Origin of the sequence: Brevibacillus sp. HB1.4B, from assembly GCF_013284285.1 — a bacterium.
Taxonomy (GTDB): Bacteria; Bacillota; Bacilli; order Brevibacillales; family Brevibacillaceae; genus Brevibacillus; species Brevibacillus porteri.
Genome location: NZ_JABSUT010000014.1, coordinates 100,682 through 117,622 on the forward strand (window position 1 = coordinate 100,682; position 16,941 = coordinate 117,622).

The 16,941-nt window shown below is 45.7% G+C and carries 16 protein-coding genes; 3 read left to right on the forward strand and 13 right to left on the reverse strand.

Features of this window, described 5'->3' with window-relative positions; translation table 11 throughout:
• Positions 1-80: 80 nt before the first annotated feature.
• The 6 genes from HP398_RS27245 to HP398_RS27270 form a co-directional block, all read right to left on the reverse strand.
• Complete coding sequence (locus HP398_RS27245; RefSeq protein ID WP_173624195.1) at positions 81-1,244, reverse strand: PstS family phosphate ABC transporter substrate-binding protein; 1,164 nt, start codon at positions 1,242-1,244, stop codon at positions 81-83.
• Positions 1,245-1,325: 81 nt separating this feature from the next.
• On the reverse strand, positions 1,326-1,985 hold the full coding sequence (gene catA / locus HP398_RS27250) for a type A chloramphenicol O-acetyltransferase (RefSeq protein WP_173624196.1): 660 nt from the start codon (positions 1,983-1,985) through the stop codon (positions 1,326-1,328).
• 286 nt (positions 1,986-2,271) lie between these two features.
• Positions 2,272-3,651 carry a HAMP domain-containing sensor histidine kinase gene (locus HP398_RS27255; RefSeq protein ID WP_173624197.1) on the reverse strand — a complete coding sequence of 460 codons (1,380 nt, stop codon included), beginning with the start codon at positions 3,649-3,651 and terminating at the stop codon, positions 2,272-2,274.
• Positions 3,638-4,345, reverse strand: a complete 708-nt coding sequence (locus HP398_RS27260; protein ID WP_007723834.1) for a response regulator transcription factor — start codon at positions 4,343-4,345, stop codon at positions 3,638-3,640. Before HP398_RS27260 ends, HP398_RS27255 begins: the two co-directional genes overlap by 14 nt.
• 50 nt (positions 4,346-4,395) lie before the next feature.
• Positions 4,396-6,402: a serine hydrolase domain-containing protein gene (locus HP398_RS27265; RefSeq protein WP_173624198.1), complete on the reverse strand. Its 2,007-nt coding sequence runs from the start codon at positions 6,400-6,402 to the stop codon at positions 4,396-4,398.
• Between the two features lie 144 nt (positions 6,403-6,546).
• Complete coding sequence (locus HP398_RS27270) at positions 6,547-6,963, reverse strand: VOC family protein (protein ID WP_173624199.1); 417 nt, start codon at positions 6,961-6,963, stop codon at positions 6,547-6,549.
• Between the two features lie 219 nt (positions 6,964-7,182).
• Here HP398_RS27270 and HP398_RS27275 point away from each other — a divergent pair, with 219 nt between their 5' ends.
• Positions 7,183-7,920: a cyclase family protein gene (locus HP398_RS27275; RefSeq protein ID WP_144617101.1), complete on the forward strand. Its 738-nt coding sequence runs from the start codon at positions 7,183-7,185 to the stop codon at positions 7,918-7,920.
• A gap of 73 nt (positions 7,921-7,993) precedes the next feature.
• Here the strand turns inward: HP398_RS27275 and HP398_RS27280 are convergent, their stop codons facing one another.
• Positions 7,994-9,025 carry a LacI family DNA-binding transcriptional regulator gene (locus tag HP398_RS27280; protein WP_173624200.1) on the reverse strand — a complete coding sequence of 344 codons (1,032 nt, stop codon included), beginning with the start codon at positions 9,023-9,025 and terminating at the stop codon, positions 7,994-7,996.
• 335 nt (positions 9,026-9,360) lie between these two features.
• Between HP398_RS27280 and HP398_RS27285 the strand changes: the two genes are divergently transcribed.
• On the forward strand, positions 9,361-10,413 hold the full coding sequence (locus HP398_RS27285; RefSeq protein ID WP_026043269.1) for a 2,3-butanediol dehydrogenase: 1,053 nt from the start codon (positions 9,361-9,363) through the stop codon (positions 10,411-10,413).
• Positions 10,414-10,514: 101 nt separating this feature from the next.
• Here HP398_RS27285 and mleBRB read toward each other — a convergent pair whose 3' ends face one another.
• The 4 genes from mleBRB to HP398_RS27305 form a co-directional block, all read right to left on the reverse strand.
• Entirely contained in the window at positions 10,515-11,360 is an 846-nt protein-coding gene (mleBRB, locus tag HP398_RS27290) for a BRB family alpha/beta fold macrolide esterase (RefSeq protein ID WP_173624201.1), read from the reverse strand.
• Between the two features lie 14 nt (positions 11,361-11,374).
• Positions 11,375-11,563 carry a hypothetical protein gene (locus HP398_RS27295; protein ID WP_173624202.1) on the reverse strand — a complete coding sequence of 63 codons (189 nt, stop codon included), beginning with the start codon at positions 11,561-11,563 and terminating at the stop codon, positions 11,375-11,377.
• A gap of 179 nt (positions 11,564-11,742) precedes the next feature.
• Positions 11,743-13,224: an ABC transporter ATP-binding protein gene (locus HP398_RS27300; protein ID WP_173624203.1), complete on the reverse strand. Its 1,482-nt coding sequence runs from the start codon at positions 13,222-13,224 to the stop codon at positions 11,743-11,745.
• A complete protein-coding gene (locus HP398_RS27305; protein WP_173624204.1) occupies positions 13,221-13,943 on the reverse strand; it encodes an energy-coupling factor transporter transmembrane component T in 723 nt (240 codons plus the stop codon). Before HP398_RS27305 ends, HP398_RS27300 begins: the two co-directional genes overlap by 4 nt.
• A gap of 182 nt (positions 13,944-14,125) precedes the next feature.
• Between HP398_RS27305 and HP398_RS27310 the strand changes: the two genes are divergently transcribed.
• Positions 14,126-15,100, forward strand: coding sequence for a helix-turn-helix domain-containing protein (locus tag HP398_RS27310; RefSeq protein ID WP_106832871.1), 975 nt, complete (start codon positions 14,126-14,128; stop codon positions 15,098-15,100).
• Between the two features lie 45 nt (positions 15,101-15,145).
• On the opposite strand, the gene HP398_RS27315 is transcribed toward HP398_RS27310, so the two are convergent.
• A complete protein-coding gene (locus tag HP398_RS27315) occupies positions 15,146-15,529 on the reverse strand; it encodes a DoxX family protein (protein WP_106832870.1) in 384 nt (127 codons plus the stop codon).
• Positions 15,530-15,701: 172 nt separating this feature from the next.
• Positions 15,702-16,937 (reverse strand): HAMP domain-containing sensor histidine kinase, encoded by a 1,236-nt coding sequence (locus HP398_RS27320; protein ID WP_173624205.1) that lies wholly within the window; start codon positions 16,935-16,937, stop codon positions 15,702-15,704.
• Positions 16,938-16,941 lie beyond the last annotated feature (4 nt).

Sequence of the window (16,941 nt, forward strand, 5' to 3'; positions counted from 1 at the left end):
ATCCCCAGATCGAAACAAAGAGAGAACGAAGAAGAAACCCTCGGGTCAATTGCCCAAGGGTCTCCTTTACATGCTGCTTATTATTTCACCGGAATATAGCCCGTTTTTTCTACTAATTCTTGTCCCTGTGGAGACAAAATCCATTCGATCAGTTTCGCTGCATTCGGATTGTCCGTCCCAGCTGTCACTGCGTAAAACTCGGCCGAAAACGGATACGCTCTGTTTTTTATCGTTTCCTTATTAGGCGCAACCCCATCAATTGCGAGTAGACGAATGTTTCCGTTTCGCACCATTTCAGTGGCATAAAACAAGAACGAGTAACCGATGGCATTCGAATAATTTTTATAGTTGGCTGTTTGCTCGATGATTCCACCCATTCCTGTTACCACGTCTTCTTGTGGCGCGGTCATGAGTTCTTTATCCCCCATGATCTTCTGCAGCATCGTCTGACTCCCGCTATTTTCTGGACGCTGAAAGGCGCGAATGCGCTCATAGCCGCCCCCGACTTCATCCCAAGAACTGATGTCTCCCACATAGATGTCCTGAATTTGCTGGGTAGTGAGTCCTTGAACAGGATTCTCTGTATGGACGAAGAAGACAAAGGCTTCCCTACCGATTGGTGTCAGCTTAAGCTCTACTCCTTTTTCTTTTGCTGCTAGGAGCTGCTCCTCAGAAGGACCTGCTACAAAGATGACATCGACCTTGCCATCCAGTAAGTTTTCGTACGCTTTTGGCGTCTTACTTACCATGACTTCGCTGTCGTAGAGGTCGTATGTCTTGTCGGGATAAACAGCCTGCACAAAGGAGGCATAGAGAGGATACAAAGCCGTCGCCCCATCTATTTTGGGCAAATCAGACTGTAACGACAGTGTCGCAGGATGATCAAGTTTATTGACCTTGGAATCTGCACCAAACGGTTTATACTGTTCCAGATCGACCTCTGCCTCACTGACCACAGGAATGCTGTTATGGTAATAGCTACTGATCTCATATCCTGCAACCGGCAGCGTACAAAAGAGAAAATAGACAAAGAGGGCTCGGTTCCATAGCCGACTCTTTTGCGGGGCGAACATTTGTCCGATGATGTAGATGATAAAAACGACCGTCGTGACAGCCACGAGAAGGGAATAAACTCTTCCCTGTGCGTTCAGGGCCGTCATTACCACCGCCACGACTCCAATCACAGTGATGATCGCACCCAAAACGATACATCCAAAGATTTTCCCTACCAATTCTTTGTTCATTCCTTCTCCTCCCAGTTCTCCTACCGTTATTATAAATGATTGGAAGAGATTAGGAAGGAGAAGCATACCAAACGAGCCAATTCACTCGACACCTAACCATTCCTTGTAATTTGTCGCCCACTTTTGCAAATCATTGATGAACAGGCTGGCGTGATATCCATCACAAACAGCATGATGGACTTGCAAAGAAACAGGCAATAACGTTTTGCCTTCTTGTTCGAAATACTTTCCACTTGTAATGATTGGCAGCAAATACCGCCCATCTCCCGAAATATTCAGATTAAAACCACTGAAGCTAACCCAGGGAATACACGAGACAGGGAAAGTATAAGGCGGTTCCAATTCTTTCGCCACAAAACCTTTGTTGTCCCCATACTGTTTCATATCCGCTACGTAATTTCGATAAAACACAGGGAACTCGTCAGCGAATTCCGTCCACATCGTAGAAAAAGTTTGATCGTCCTGGTGAAAAAAAGTATAGCTGGGTATCATGCTCTCCCAATAGCCCAAGTCGCCGTCGGTATGAAAAGAAGTCCGAAATTCACGATGCACATTGACAACATTCGTCACCATATACAGAAAAGCCGGGTACAGCTTCATCCCCTTTTGCCGTAGAGCGGGGAGCAACTCCGTTATATCAATATTGGCAGTCATACTGAAGGTGCAATTCACTCGGTTCAGATAATGCTCGAAATAAGGCTTTCTGCTCCAATTATCTAGATCAATTCGCTGAAATTTCATTGGATATCCCTCCTAAAATCGAAAACATGATGATTTTAGGAGGTGATTCTGCGTGTCCTTTTCATAACACCATCCCCTTCTTCACCCCTCCAGCATACCATTTGCATCTCTTCCTGACATCAACCTGTGTATAGCTGCAATGTTTAAGTAGAAATAGGGAAGGGTTCAACTCCCGTGCCTATACAAGCCAGTCAGTTCAGCGATATCCCGGATGGACATTGGGCTCGGGAATCCATTGATTTCATGATAAAAACGACCGTCGTTACATCCACAAGAAGAGTACCGTTCATTCAAGAGGCAAAGTTATTTTAAAAAGAGTCGTATACCGTTGATTCCTTTCCAAATGAATGGTCCCCTGATGTAACGTTATAATTTTTTTACAAATGGCTAGACCGAGTCCGGTGCTATCTTTCACAGGATTACTCCCTTTTATGAACTCTTCAAAAATGTGTTCCCTAACATTCTCTTGAACACCTGTACCGTTATCACCCAACCACAGAACAACGCCGGTCTCTATTTTCTCGCATGAAACGAATAGCTGCGTTCCCGGCGGATTATGTTTTAGCGAGTTACCGATCAAATTCGTAATAACGCGGTTCATATGCATTTTGTCGAACATGACAAACAGCGGCTCCTCTGGAATTTTCACATCCAACTGAAATCCCTTATCTTCTATTTCCGGATAAAATTCCGCAACAAGCTGCATAAACCACTTACTAATATTCACCTTTTCTTGATCCAGTCTCACGTGCTGGTCTTCCAGCTTTGCCAGTTCGAACAAATTTTGAATCAAATGTGCCATATAAGACGATTTGTCGTTAATATATTGAACATACTGACGCCTTTGCTCTTCTTCTAGCTCCGGCCTATCCAGCAACAACTGAGAATACCCGAATACAGAGGTAATCGGTGTTTTCAGATCATGAGACAAATGCAACAGCATGTTTCTTTTGTTGTTCGCTACCGCTTCTATCTCTGCAGAGGTCTGCAGTAGTCGTTCTGCCATTCCGTTAAATGCTTCTCGGATTTCTGCAAATTCCATTTCAGCCGAAAATGTAAGCCTCTTCTGATAATTGAAGCCTTCCATCTCTTTAATGCCCTCTACAATTTGCCGGAGAGGCTTCTTCATCTGCAAGACGGAGTACCGGGTGTAGAAATAAAGGGCGATGAACAACAGAACGACAAACAACGCTATTAAGATTCCAAACGTCAATGATATAATTTCCGACCGCTCAGGAAATTTCCATAACAGAACATAGTTCTCACCCTCTGGCCCTTGTGCTCGATAGGCATGGTAGAAAATTGCATCATCATTTCGCAGTATGTCCACTTTAGCGTACAGCATTCCATCGCTATATGTCATGATATTGTCTTCCTTGTTGCCTTTTACATAGATGACTGTCCCCGATTCATCCACGATCTCGAACCAGCCGCCGTACTCGTCTAACAACCGACCATCAATCTTATCGAAAGGGTACTGGTATATTTTACTGCCATCCACTTGGGTCAAATCGGGCGTTTTATTAAAATAGTTGTCCATCAACAGGTCTGTCCCCAAAAGAGCAACCATAATCACACATAAGAACAAACCGCTTATCACAACATAATGCCGAAAAAACAGTTGTTTTAACGGCCGCTTGTCGGGGATGCTCTCATTTTTTTTCAAAACGGTAGCCTAACCCCCTGATCGTAATAAGATAAACTGGCTTTCTTGGGTTATCCTCAATCTTCTCCCTGAGTTTGCTGATATAGACCATGATGAGGTTTTCATCCCCTATGTATTCCTGCCCCCAAACATGCTCATAAATGGATGCTTTTGTAAAAACTCTCCCCGCATGCTTCATCAGTAAAGACAAAATCTTGAACTCGTACGATGTCACTTCTTTCTGCTGTCCATTTTTGTACAGCTTACAGCTCACCAAATCGAGCATGACATCGCCAATTTGTATGATTTCATGGTTCTGCTTTTCACCTTTAGAAAATACATCCATTCTTCTGAATAACGCTTGAACTCTGCTGACGACTTCTATGGGGTTAAAAGGCTTCCCCACATAGTCGTCAGCGCCAAGCTGCAGTCCAATAATTTTATCCATATCGTCCGATTTCGCGGACAGGAACAAAAACGGAACTTCGGAAATATGTCGCATCTTTTTTAATAACTCGTATCCATCCATCATCGGCATCATAATATCAGCAATAACCAGATCGATTTGCACGTTTGAGAATACAGCCAGCGCATCAACCCCATTACCTGCTTCATAAGTAGCAAACCCGTAATTTTTCAAATAAATACTGAGTAGTTCACGAATTTGTGCTTCATCGTCGATGATCAATATCGTTTTGATTGTACTTCCCTCCATCGCCTCATGTCGCAACGAAGCACAAACAAGAAGTCACGGCTTGTTGTACACTAAAATAATTGGTCTGCAAACCGAGATAGTAACGCAGCCGCTTCTTTCCTTACCATCGGCTGCTCTGATTTATAATCGAGACTGCCATCTCCGCCTTTCACCACTTCTGGTCCGTATAATCCTTTTGCCACTACGAAATGGACTCCCTCTAAAGCCCAAGCATCTGTCCTACCACTCAACTTGGCTTTTTTCGGCTCTGCATGAAAATAGCCAAATGCCATGCGCCATACGATGTTTGCTGCTTCTTGACGCGTCAATGGCTCGTTCGGATAAAATTTGCCACCAGCAGATGCTCTTAGTAAACCTAACTCGTAAGCTGCTTGAATTTCCCGCGCATACTTGTTACCTGAAATATCCGTGTAAATCAGTTTATGCTTTGATGGGGCAACGCCACTCCACTTGATGAACCAGCCAACAAACTCTCCTTTTGTTATCTGTTGTTCGGGCGAAAAGAGATTGTCTCCTTCCATATCAGCAAAGACACCGATCTGTCTCAGGTGATAAATATAGGACGCATATGGATGGTCATTCTCCACATCCTGATAACGTTGCGGCTCAGGCATTTTTTCTGCCCAACTATCTGTTTTTAACTCGTAATAGAAAGCCTGCACATCTCCGTGATCGTTCAGCTTAAAAGCAGCTTTACTACCTTGTTCATCCTGGAATAAGAGTGGCTCCACCTCATATAGGACATGTTCTCCCAGCGAGTCTTTTACAATGAGTTTGCCGCCTTCAGCACGTATACGAGTCGTCCACATCCGGTTTCGCAAATCGCTGTATGTCCCTTCAAACTTCGTGAGTTCTTGTTTCGCTAACGCAAACGCTCCCTTTTTCTTCTCATTTTTCGGGTAGTAATGATCCATAAACGCTTTAATCAAAGGTATACGAATTTCGTAGTCCTTATTGACTGTAACGAATACTCCCACTTTTTCTTCCGGGATCAACCACATCCCGGTATGGTATCCTTGTAAATCCCCTCCTTTTTCAATAACATATTGTCCATTGTAATTTTGCTGGTTGCCATATTCGAAACCAAGCGCCATGTTATTCAGCTTTGGATGCACGGAAAGATGAGGTCTGTGCATTTCTGCCGCCGTTTCTTCTTCCATAATCGTCGCATTCCCAAGCTTTCCTTTATTGAGATGAGCAATCATGAATTTAGCCATATCAGAACCAGTTGAGAGCATTCCGCCATCAGGAAGCTCAGTTGGTACCATTGCATAAGTCGGGATCGGCTGTCCGATAATATTATAAGGCACAGCCAACCCTTTGACTATTGATGGCGTCAGTCGAAAATCACTATTTTTCATGCCAAGCGGCTTAAAGATGCGTTCCTTCACGTATTTACCAAATGGTTTTCCTGCTACTTGTTCCACAACATAACCTTGAATGGTGAAGCCGAGGTTGTCATATCTGTAAAACTCTCCTGGCTTGCGAATGACATTTGGGAGATTGTCCATAACGTATTTCTTTAAAGAAACCTCCCGTTTCAAGTCGGTTGTTGAACCGTCAGAAGTGTCTCCAAAGTCAAATCCAGTGGCGTTCGTTAACAGATGTTTCATAGTAAGAGGAGCGCCTGTCTTATTCGGAATCCGGGCACCCCCCATATATGCGGATACATCTTTGTTCAAATCTATTTTTCCTTGCTCCGCCAATTGCATAACGGCTGTAGCTGTAATAACCTTGGATACTGACGCTACACGGAATACAGTTCGATCAGGATCGACCGGAATCTTCTTCTCTACATCCGCATATCCATACCCTTTTTTAAAAAGGACCTTGTCTCCTTTTACAACTACAAACGTAGCTCCTGCCATGTTGTTCTTAATTTCTGACTGGTTAAAAAATTCATCTGCAAATTGCTCTACCTCTCTCGGATCATCCGGCCCAGATACAGAAGATGCGAACACTTTGGTTGGAGAAACAACTCCGCTTACAAGGCTGACACTCATAGTAGTTACAATTACAGTCGCCATTAATGTCTGTAACTTCGAAAACATTTTCATAAGATTGCTCCTCTCCTTTACCCTTATTTCCTTCTCTAGAAGAATACACAATCAGTCTTAATCGTATTTCTATACAACCTTAATAGAACATGAATTTTTTGCTTGTTCATGCAAAAACCCCTGATTTCTCAGGGGCACGCTCCTCTATTCTCTCGATATCTGTCTCATATCCATATACAACACATTCCACCGATGACCATCCAAATCAGCGAAGCCTGCCCCATACATCCCTGGACCATGTTCCCGTGGCTCACTGAAAACAGTGCCCCCAGCCTCTTTCACCTGATTCACCAATTCATCCACTTCTTCTCTGCTCTCGGCATCGATCGAAAACAACACTTCCGTTCCGCGCTTTGTATCTGCCAGCTCATTTTGCGTAAAGGTTTGGAAGGTAGCCTCTGGAAACAGCATAATGAGCATGTTTTTCTCACCAATCACCAAGCCCGCCATCTCTTTGCTATTCTCATGGCGAGGATGAAAAGAGAATCCGAGTGCGGCAAAAAATGATTTGGACTTTTCGAGGTCCTTGACGGGCAAATTGATCCAAAGCTCTTTTGTCATGGGAATTTCTCCTTCGCGTTTTGTTTGGATGATACTCATTCTTCTCCTTTAAAGCATAGCAGAATCATGCTCGAACGCTTCTTCTCGATTGCTATTTTTTGTTAAATCATTCATCCATATCATTTCCGATATTGACACTCGGAATTAGAACCGATAAAGTATTGGATAAACTCGGTTTTACTAGCGCGAAAATTCAATAAACATTAACGAGGTGGGCACATGGCAAACGAGCTGATTCAAGCAATTACCCTGTTAAAACAAAAAGAATGGGTGGATCTCACGCACACATTCGGTCCGGAATCTCCGCACTTCCACGCCTTTGACGCCGCCGAATTCCAAACGCTGTTCACGCATGACGACGGCTTCTTTGCTCAGCGCTTCTCATTTCCTGGACAGTACGGTACGCACTTGGATGCACCGATTCACTTTGTGCGCAACAAGCGTTATCTAGACGAGATCGAACTGAAGGAACTCGTATTGCCACTCGTCGTCATCGACAAATCAAAAGAAGCCGAAGCCAACAACGACTATTCACTTTCCGTGGAAGACATTTTGCATTTTGAAACCGAGCATGGTCAAATCGAGAGCGGCTCCTTCGTCGCCTTGCGTACAGATTGGAGCAAGCGCTGGCCAGATGTGGAAGCCTTCAACAACAAGGATGCAGATGGCAACAATCACGCTCCTGGCTGGTCATTGGAGGCTTTGAAATTTTTGTTCGAGGAAAGACAAATCAAAGCAGTCGGTCACGAAACCTTCGATACAGATGCGACTATCGATTACCGAAAAAACGGAGCGCTTTTGGGTGAGTATTTCGTGCTCGATCAAGACACCTATCAAGTAGAGCTACTCAAAAATCTCGATAAGCTCCCGGCCAAAGGTGCTGTTATTGTAAATATTACACCGAAGCCTGAAAAAGCCTCAGGGTTTCCTGTTCGTTCGTTTGCGATTTTGCCTTAATTCAAAAGCCGAGGAAACGCCAGGTATCATCACCGATCGCCTGTCTTCACTCGGCTTTTCCTCTGAAAATGCCCTACGAATCCAACGAGGATTTGCGGATAACCGCCACACTGGAATCCCTTACAATCAGCCGCGGCTCGAACTGTACGCGTTCGTACGCTCCTGCCCCCTGCTCACGAATCCGTTTCAGCAAAAGCTCAGTCGCCAGCCGTGCCACCTCTTCCCCCATGATCGAAACAGAACTGATCTGCGGAGTCGTAATCGTCGTCCACACATTGTTGTCAATTCCCACGATTGCGACATCTTCTGGTACGCGAACGCCGAGCTCCTTGAACCGATTCACGATCCCGATTGCCACCATGTCATTGACCGCATAGATAGCATCCGGCATGTTTTTCAGGCTATAAAAGTAATCAGCAGCACGAAGGCCCGTCTCAAACGAGAAGTCCTCACCAAAATACACCAGCGAAGGATCGACGTGCTGAAGTGACGCCTCATAGGCAAAATACCGCTCCTCGATCTTGTCCTTCGGCGCACCAGCGTATGCGATTCGCGTACGGCCAATTTTGATCAGATGCTCCATGACGAGTCGCCCTTCTTGACGGGCCATGCTGACCACATCTGCTTTCACACTATCTTCAAGCTTTTTTCCATAGTTAATAATCGAAACGGGAACACTCGCTTTGTTAATCATCTGGACCAACGTCTTCGGATAGGCGAGTGGCATGATAATCAGCCCGTCTACATGCAGCTTTTTGACCTCACGCACAGTCTCAAGCTCCATTCGGGCATTTCCTGCTGTATTAATTTGTACGACACGGTAGCCATGCTGCTTGGCCGCTTGCTCGACCGACCAAGCGATATCTGGAATGATCGCATTGCGAATGTCAGGGACAGCCAGTGCGATTTGATAGGTTTGGCGCACCTTAAGACTTTGCGCAGAAGTGTTCGGAATAAACCCCAGCTCGTCGATCACCTGCAAAATCAACGCTTTCGTCTTCGGACTGATCCCCCCACTGTCATTGATGGCCCTCGATACCGTTGCGATTCCTACGCCCGCCTTCTTCGCTACGTCTTCTATTGTCACTTTATTTTTTGTATCCAACGCCTTGCTTTCCTTTCCATATCGGAATCGTTTTCTATGTTTCCGAGCAAAATGTGTTTTCCTACCGCTATTATAGCATACAAAAAACCAAGGGTAACGAGGCGTGAGCAAAACATGGCAGGCAACAATGCACCTGTTGCACAACACGTTACATCTTCTCAACTTTGCTAGAATCAGCATCCTTCCCTCAACCGATTGCACACCCACCACAACTCTTGCCTAGGAAATCAAATTGACAAGATGCCAAACTTATGACATATTATTTTTCGGAAACGTTTCCTATTTTATTCGCTGAATTTCATATAGAATCCAAATCAAACGAGGAGATGGTAGATATGAAAGCGTTACGTTGGCACGGTTTGAAAGACCTCCGTATGGAAACCATTTCGGAACCGATTGCGTCCAAAGGTAAAGTAAAAATCAGAGTCGAGTGGTGCGGTATTTGCGGAAGCGACTTGCATGAATACGTTGCTGGCCCGATCTTCATCCCACAGGGAGCTGAACATCCGCTTACAAGCGAAAAAGCCCCGATTGTAATGGGGCATGAATTTTCCGGACAAGTGGTGGAAATCGGGGAAGGCGTGAACACCATCAAGGTTGGCGATCGCGTCGTTGTCGAGCCGGTTTTCGCATGCGGAACATGCGCTGCGTGCAGACAAGGCAAATACAATCTTTGTGAAAAAATGGGCTTCCTCGGTCTGGCCGGCGGTGGCGGTGGCTTCTCGGAATACGTGGCTTGCGATGAGCACATGGTTCACAAAATCCCAGACAGTCTCTCTTATGAGCAAGGCGCTCTTGTGGAGCCATCTGCCGTAGCCCTTTACGCTGTCCGTTCAAGTCAGTTGAAAGCTGGCGACAAAGCTGTCGTATTCGGTGCCGGTCCTATCGGCTTGCTTGTTATTGAAGCACTGAAAGCAGCAGGTGCGGCTGAGATTTATGCAGTGGAGCTGTCCCCCGAACGTAAAAACAAGGCAGCTGAGCTGGGCGCCATCGTCATCGATCCAAAAGAATACGACGTAGTCCAGGAAATTCACAACCGAACAAATGGCGGCGCAGATATCGCCTTTGAAGTCACAGGCGTGCCTCCGGTCCTCACGCAAGCCATCGAATCTACCAAAATCGCTGGACAAATCATGATCGTCAGCATCTTCGAAAGAGAAGCGTCAATCAAACCGAACCACATCGTCATGAAAGAGCGCAACATGACAGGTATCATCGGCTACCGCGACGTTTTCCCTGCTGTCATCAGCCTGATGGAAAAGGGCTTCTTCCCGGCAGACAAGCTGGTCACCCAGCGCATCAAGCTCGACGACATCGTGGAGCATGGTTTTGAAGCACTGCTGAAAGAGAAAAACCAGGTGAAAATTCTCGTTAGCCCGAGAGCATAAGCAAAAACGATTCCAAGAAAATACACCATTCCGCTACAAAAAACGGAGAGAAAGCAGGATTCATTCCTGTTTTTCACTCCGTTTTTCTGAAGGATGTGTAATTACGCTTCCTTTTCTTGCGTATGCTTCAAAATCGCTTCGATGACAACATCCCAATCCCCATGTGGAAGCTCATGCCCTGTCCCTTCCAACGCGAGCAAGACCGCTCCTGGAATGGTGTCCGCAAGATGTAAGGCATGCGCGAAAGGGATGAGCAGATCTTCTGTACCGTGAATCACGAGTGCTGGCACAGCGATTTCACCTGTCCGCATCAAGTACGTTTCACTGGCCGTCACAAAGGCGTGGTTGTTCTTACTCGCATAATGGTTGCTTCTGGCGATATCGATTTGAGCCAATTCACGAACGCGTGCCTCGTCAAAAGGATACTTGGAACCGATCAAAACTTTCGAACTCGCCACGGCAACCTCTAAAACCTCCTGTTCATCCTCCCAGTTGATTTCTCCCATATTGCTGAAAAACTCCATCAGCTTCTCATCAATTGGCGGGAGGTCAGGGGCAAAATTCGACGTTGCATGCAAGATGATCGTGCGAACTCTTTCGGGATGTCGCAATGCAATGAATTGCGTCAACATTCCGCCCATGGACATACCAACGATGTGCGCCTGCTGTACACCAAATGCATCTAGGACGTGAACAGCGTCATCCGCCATATCTTCAAATGTATAGCCTGGTTCCCCAACCTCGTAGGTCGTGGAGCGTCCGACATCCCGATTATCAAAACGAATAACAAAGCGTCCAGCATCGGCTACTCGCTGACAAAATTCTTCCTCCCACCAAAGCATGGACATCTGGGCTCCCATAATCAGCAAAATCGCCGGATCTGTGGGCTTCCCAAAGCTTTCCGCACATATTTCTACACCGTTCACTTTTAAAATCTGTTCTGCCATTGTATGTTTTCCTCCTAAACGAATGGAAATAAAAAAACACAGGCTAGACTGCCTGTGCTTACGTCATCGAAAAAGGAAGAAGAAACGAAAACCATAAAATCAGATACCAAAATCTGATTGTACAAAGATTGGTTCCATTCTCTTCGCAGATCATGCAAATAGAGGAGGTCATCACGCTTGCCTTCCTCACTCCATTTGCCCATGATTCAATTGGGTTACCGTAGCGGCAATCCATTTTTCGATTCGTATGCACACAACATAGCCTTTTCACGCTATTTCATTGATTGTGTTGTGCGAATAAAGTATCGAAAAATTAATTTGCCACACGTACCCCTCCGTCCCTGATAAGTTGTGACCATCCTACCACATGCTTTTTCTTCTGTCAACGATTGGCAGTTTCAACGGTTGTTCGTATCCCTGGCTCCGCAAAAATCGTTTCAACATCTCGGGTAAGCCGCAACTCAACCACTTGATCACATGCCAGCTTGGAAAGAATCTGGTCATGCGTGATCATGACGACCGTTTTGCCTGCTTCAGCCAGCTGTTTTACCCATGCGGCCACCTTCAGCACTCCATCGCCGTCAAGTCCGCTTGTCGGTTCATCCAGCACAATCAGTTCTGCGTCAGAGCAATAAGCGGCTGCCATCGTGACCCGCTGCTTCTCTCCACCGGATAATGACGCCGGATGCCGATCGCGAAGCTCGCGCAAACCGAAAGCATCCATCGCTTCATACGCCTTTCCGCGGAGCTCTTCATTCAAGATTTTTCCCAACACGATTTCGTTTCCGACACTATCTGCGTAGAGCTGGTAGTCCGCATCCTGCATCACCAAATAGCTGACAGCTCGTCTTTTGCTAGCGGACAGTGAACGACCTTGGCTGACAATCGTTCCTTTTCGCTCACGAAGAAGACCACATAAAATTTTGCATAGCGTCGTCTTGCCCGTACCGTTTTCTCCAGTCAACGCTGTTACACTCCCCTGTGGAAGCGAGATGTCGATATCGGTGATTCCGTCGTTTTTCTTTTTATAAAAATAGCTAAGCCCTCTTCCTTCCACCATGAATTCGGACATTTCTGGCTGTTCACGTTTCTTCACTGTCTCGGGAAGCGTCATGTCAGGATGGCGCAGACCATACATACGCACGTCATCATGAGACAACTGGCAGAACTCGTCCTTCGTCCACGTACGTGCGATTTTGCCATTTTCCATGCAAACAAACAAATCGACAACGGGTAGAAAAGGAGCGAGCCGATGCTCGCTGATGAGCAGGGTGGTACCGTTTTGCTTGAGCTTGCTTACGATTTCAATCAGGTTTTGCGTAGAGGAAGCGTCCAGATTCGCAGTAGGCTCATCCAGCAAAAGAAGTGGCGGTGTCAAAACCGATGCGGCCGCTATCGCTACCCGTTGCTTTTGCCCGCTGGACAGCTTATGTAAAGAGGTATCGAGCAAGTGGGAAATCCCGAGCTGGCTCGCCTGCCTATCCATCCGGCTTCGAATCTCGTCTGGTGCCATGCCGATGTTTTCTGCGGAAAACGCCAGCTCATCCCGGACGGTTTCCATAAAAAATTGGCTGCGGGGGTCTTGAAATACGACGCCCATTAGCCGGGTACGTTCCTCGGGCAGCATGCTCGCAGGACTTTTGCCGCCAACGCTTACCTCACCCGTGAGACGTCCGGCATAAAAATTCGGTGCGAGACCATTGACCAGCCTCATAATCGTACTCTTGCCGCAGCCAGACCGCCCACATAGTACGACACACTGTCCAGCTTTTACAGATAGGCTTATCTTTTTCACGCCGGTCTCCGTGTCATGTCCCCCATCTTCCTGACCATAATGAAACGTAACATCGTTTAGCTCAATCACGCAATCATCCCTCCCGTCCAGTAAATTACCGAGCCTATCAGCGCATACAGCCCTACAACGATGCCATCCATGATCTTGAAGCCAACTGGATAGATAGAGGTCCGCGCGTTTGTGCACTCGATGCCGCGGAGCTCAGCAGACGACGCCAGTTCTGACGACAGCTTCAGGCAACGGACGACCAACGGCATAAAAAAACATTCGTAGGCCATGGCCGGATGCTTCAGTACGCTGTACCAATGCGGAAAAATCCCTCTGGCGCGAATACCGTCACGAATCGCTTTCATTTCCAAAATGACCACGGGGAAAAAACGGATCAAAATGCATATCATCACCAAAATCGGTTTGGGGACTGACATCTTCTCAAACGCACTCATGATACTACCAGGTGGCGTATAGATCAGAACCGTGCCGATCATGATGACAGGCATCATTCTCACCATCGTGTAGACAATGAGCTTCATCGTTCCCAATGCCAACACATTCGGCATGAAAAACACAAAAGCCATGCACACCCAATAGAACACAACCAGTTGAAACGCCTTTCTGGACAGGTGATTCCATACCAAGTACACTACACTTAATGCCACCAGTAAGTGCACCTGTATATCATCACGAACGGTCATGGCCAAGATACTCGCTATTACCAGCACTAACAGATGCGTTCTGGGACCGAGACGTCTCGTACGCGCTGTTTCTTTTTCATAAGCTTTTTCCTTCATCCGACAAACACCCCTACAACCGAGATCACACACAACCTGATAAAGGGGACATGGAACATTGCTGAAGTCCTCCTTACAAATCGTAATGATAATGATGATCATAATCTCTAGCAATACGACAGGTAGACATACGTCTTTTCGAAGTATGTTTTCGTCCGATCACGGCATGGGTGGTGACTATAATGAAAGATATTTTGACGGAACTGCATACGCCGTGTTTAATGCAATGCGGCTTTTATCGTGACGACGACCACGGTCCATACAATCGCGAGGGTGTTTGCTTTTCTGTTTTGCCAGAGAAAGGGCAGGGGCGCTACTGGACTTATACCCGTGACAACCTGTTCTCGATTTCGATCCAAGATTTCGTCTTTTACGAGGATTTGTTTCTGGAGTTCCAGCAACCCAAGTACCTGAGCTTCAATTATTACGATTCCGTCTCTGGCGAAGAATTCAACCCATATAAACGATTGTCATGCGGCTGCATCCGCGTCCATATCGGCTATAACAATTTGTATCGGGCCAGTTATCGCAAAAACATTCCCATTCGCTCGACGGCTATTGAAATCATGCCGGAGTATTACGAGGATTATTTGAAAAGCAAATATCCAGTAGAGTATAAGGATCTGCGCTCGTCCTTTATTACGGTAGATGGGATGACGAATTTCGCGGAGCTTGTTTTCGTGCTCCGACAGATACGGAATTTTCGGGGAACGGGAATTGCCGCAAAGCTGTACTACGAGGGAAAAGTCGCAGAAGCAGTATCACTGATCGTGGAGAAAGCCAAAGCACACAAAAAAACGCATCCAACCAAAAGCATATCCCAACAGGACTTGGACGGCCTGACAGCTGTGACCGCCTACATTGACGATCACTTCGCATCCGAAATACACTTGGAGCACCTCGCCCGGATCGCCTGCATGGGACTCACCAAGCTGAAATACACCTTTAAGCAAGCGAACCAATGCACCATCACCGCATATATCCAAAACAAGCGAATGAATCACGCCGAGCAACTGCTTACGAGCACCGATTTACACATTAATCAGATTGCGTATATCGTGGGCTACCATAACTCCAGTCGCTTCTCCCAGCTGTTTCGCAAAAGCACCGGGTTGTTGCCCAACGAATACCGGAGACTCACGGTTATAACTAAATAGCATTATGGAAAAAGCTGTAGCCGATGATGTGGCTACAGCTTTGCACTAAATAAACAGTTTTCGCACTCGCTCATCCCGCAGCCACAATCCGCCCCACATCAAAATTGCGAGGTAGACAGCAAACAACGTATGGGAAAAGAGTGGCGCGTCTACACGGATCTGGGTAGCGATGACCCCACCGAAAAATCCAGTTAACAGAAGTGCACCCAAAACTGCTGTCCGTGGTATCGCATACAACACCGTTGATACAAGGGCGAGAATTCCAATCACGCCAATGTGATGCTCCGCATAGCCGAGTACGAGAGTTCCCTCTACGACAGGAGCAGGCTGGATGAGTTTGAATACGCCGTCAAAAAGCATAAAAAGAATGACAAGTCCGCTCATAATCCGTGCAATCCACAGACGTGTTTTGGAAATTTGACTCCGCATGGGGGTCCCACCTTTCATTTTTTCCTAAGCAGATCGTAGCACAATCAAAGCGGCGACATTTCTTCTGTATTGCTCTTTTGAGGATCTCCTCATCAGGTCAATAAAAAAGATGACCCCTGTGAAATTCAGAAGTCATCGTTACGCATAAGGAACAATTTTATTTCTTCTGTCCCTAAAATTTTATAAAGGTAATCGTAAATTTTGTATAGCTACTTCTCTCACTCTCCACTTTAATCAAGGCATGATGTGCTTCGATAATGGCTTTGACCAGCGCCAATCCAATCCCTGACGAGTCATGCTTCTTTGAACCTCTTGCTTTGTAAAATCGATCGAAAATATGCGGCAATTCCTCAGTTGCAATTCCTTCCCCAAAGTCTTGAATCACCAATTCTGTAAAGATCGGCGTATCTTTGACTTGAATCATGATTTTACTATCAGGTTTGGAATGCTCGATCGCATTCTTCAGCAGGTTTAACAAAGCTTCCTGCATCCATAGTTTATCGTGAACAACGATTATTTCCTCCGGGGCATCCCAGTCAATCGAAATATGTTTATCACTGATCATGCTCGCCAAACGATCCAATACTTCCTCGATGGTCTCCACCAAATTTGCTGGTTCTTTATCAAATGATATGGCTCTGGCGTCGATTTTCGCTACCTTTAGCAAATTTTGAATCAAGACATTCATTCTCGAGATTTGAACTTCATTGTTTTGCAGTAGTTGAACTTGCTGCTGCCTGGGCAACTCTGTATTCAACATCATTTCATTGTAGATGGATATTGTGGAAAGAGGCGTTTTTAATTGATGGGAGATATCTTGCAGCATTTGTCCTAAAAACTCTTTCTCTTCCAGTAGATCCTGCATGCTTTTTCTAATAATATCTTTCATAGAACGAAAGGAAGCCGCTAGTTTGGCGAGATCCCCTTCTTTATTTTCGTTGATGACAACCGAGTAATCCCCATCGATTATTTTTTTGGCTGCGGAAGTAAGTTGTCTAATTTTATGGAAGACCAACTTATGCTGCATATAACTTGCCCCAAACAGCATCAATCCGAAACAAAGCAATCCCCAAATAATAAATTGATTATGGCTGAAAATATGTTGATTTAAAAGCGGAAAAAGCTCTGTTTCCAAATCTTCATATAATCCGTACTGCCTAAATATCTCTCTTCCTTTTTCCTGATACTCACTTGAATCAGAAGTGTGCATCGTTATGACTTTCATAATTTCTGCTTCATTCTCGGGATTTAGTTCAACCAATCTAGCAGTAATTTCACCCCAGCTTGAAATGTAATCGCGTTTCAAATCATCATAAAACATTTGATGTGCAATAAACTGGTAAATGGTAAATAGAGATAACAGAACAGCCAGTATCGTTATATACCCTTTCCATTCGGTATTCTTCATCATC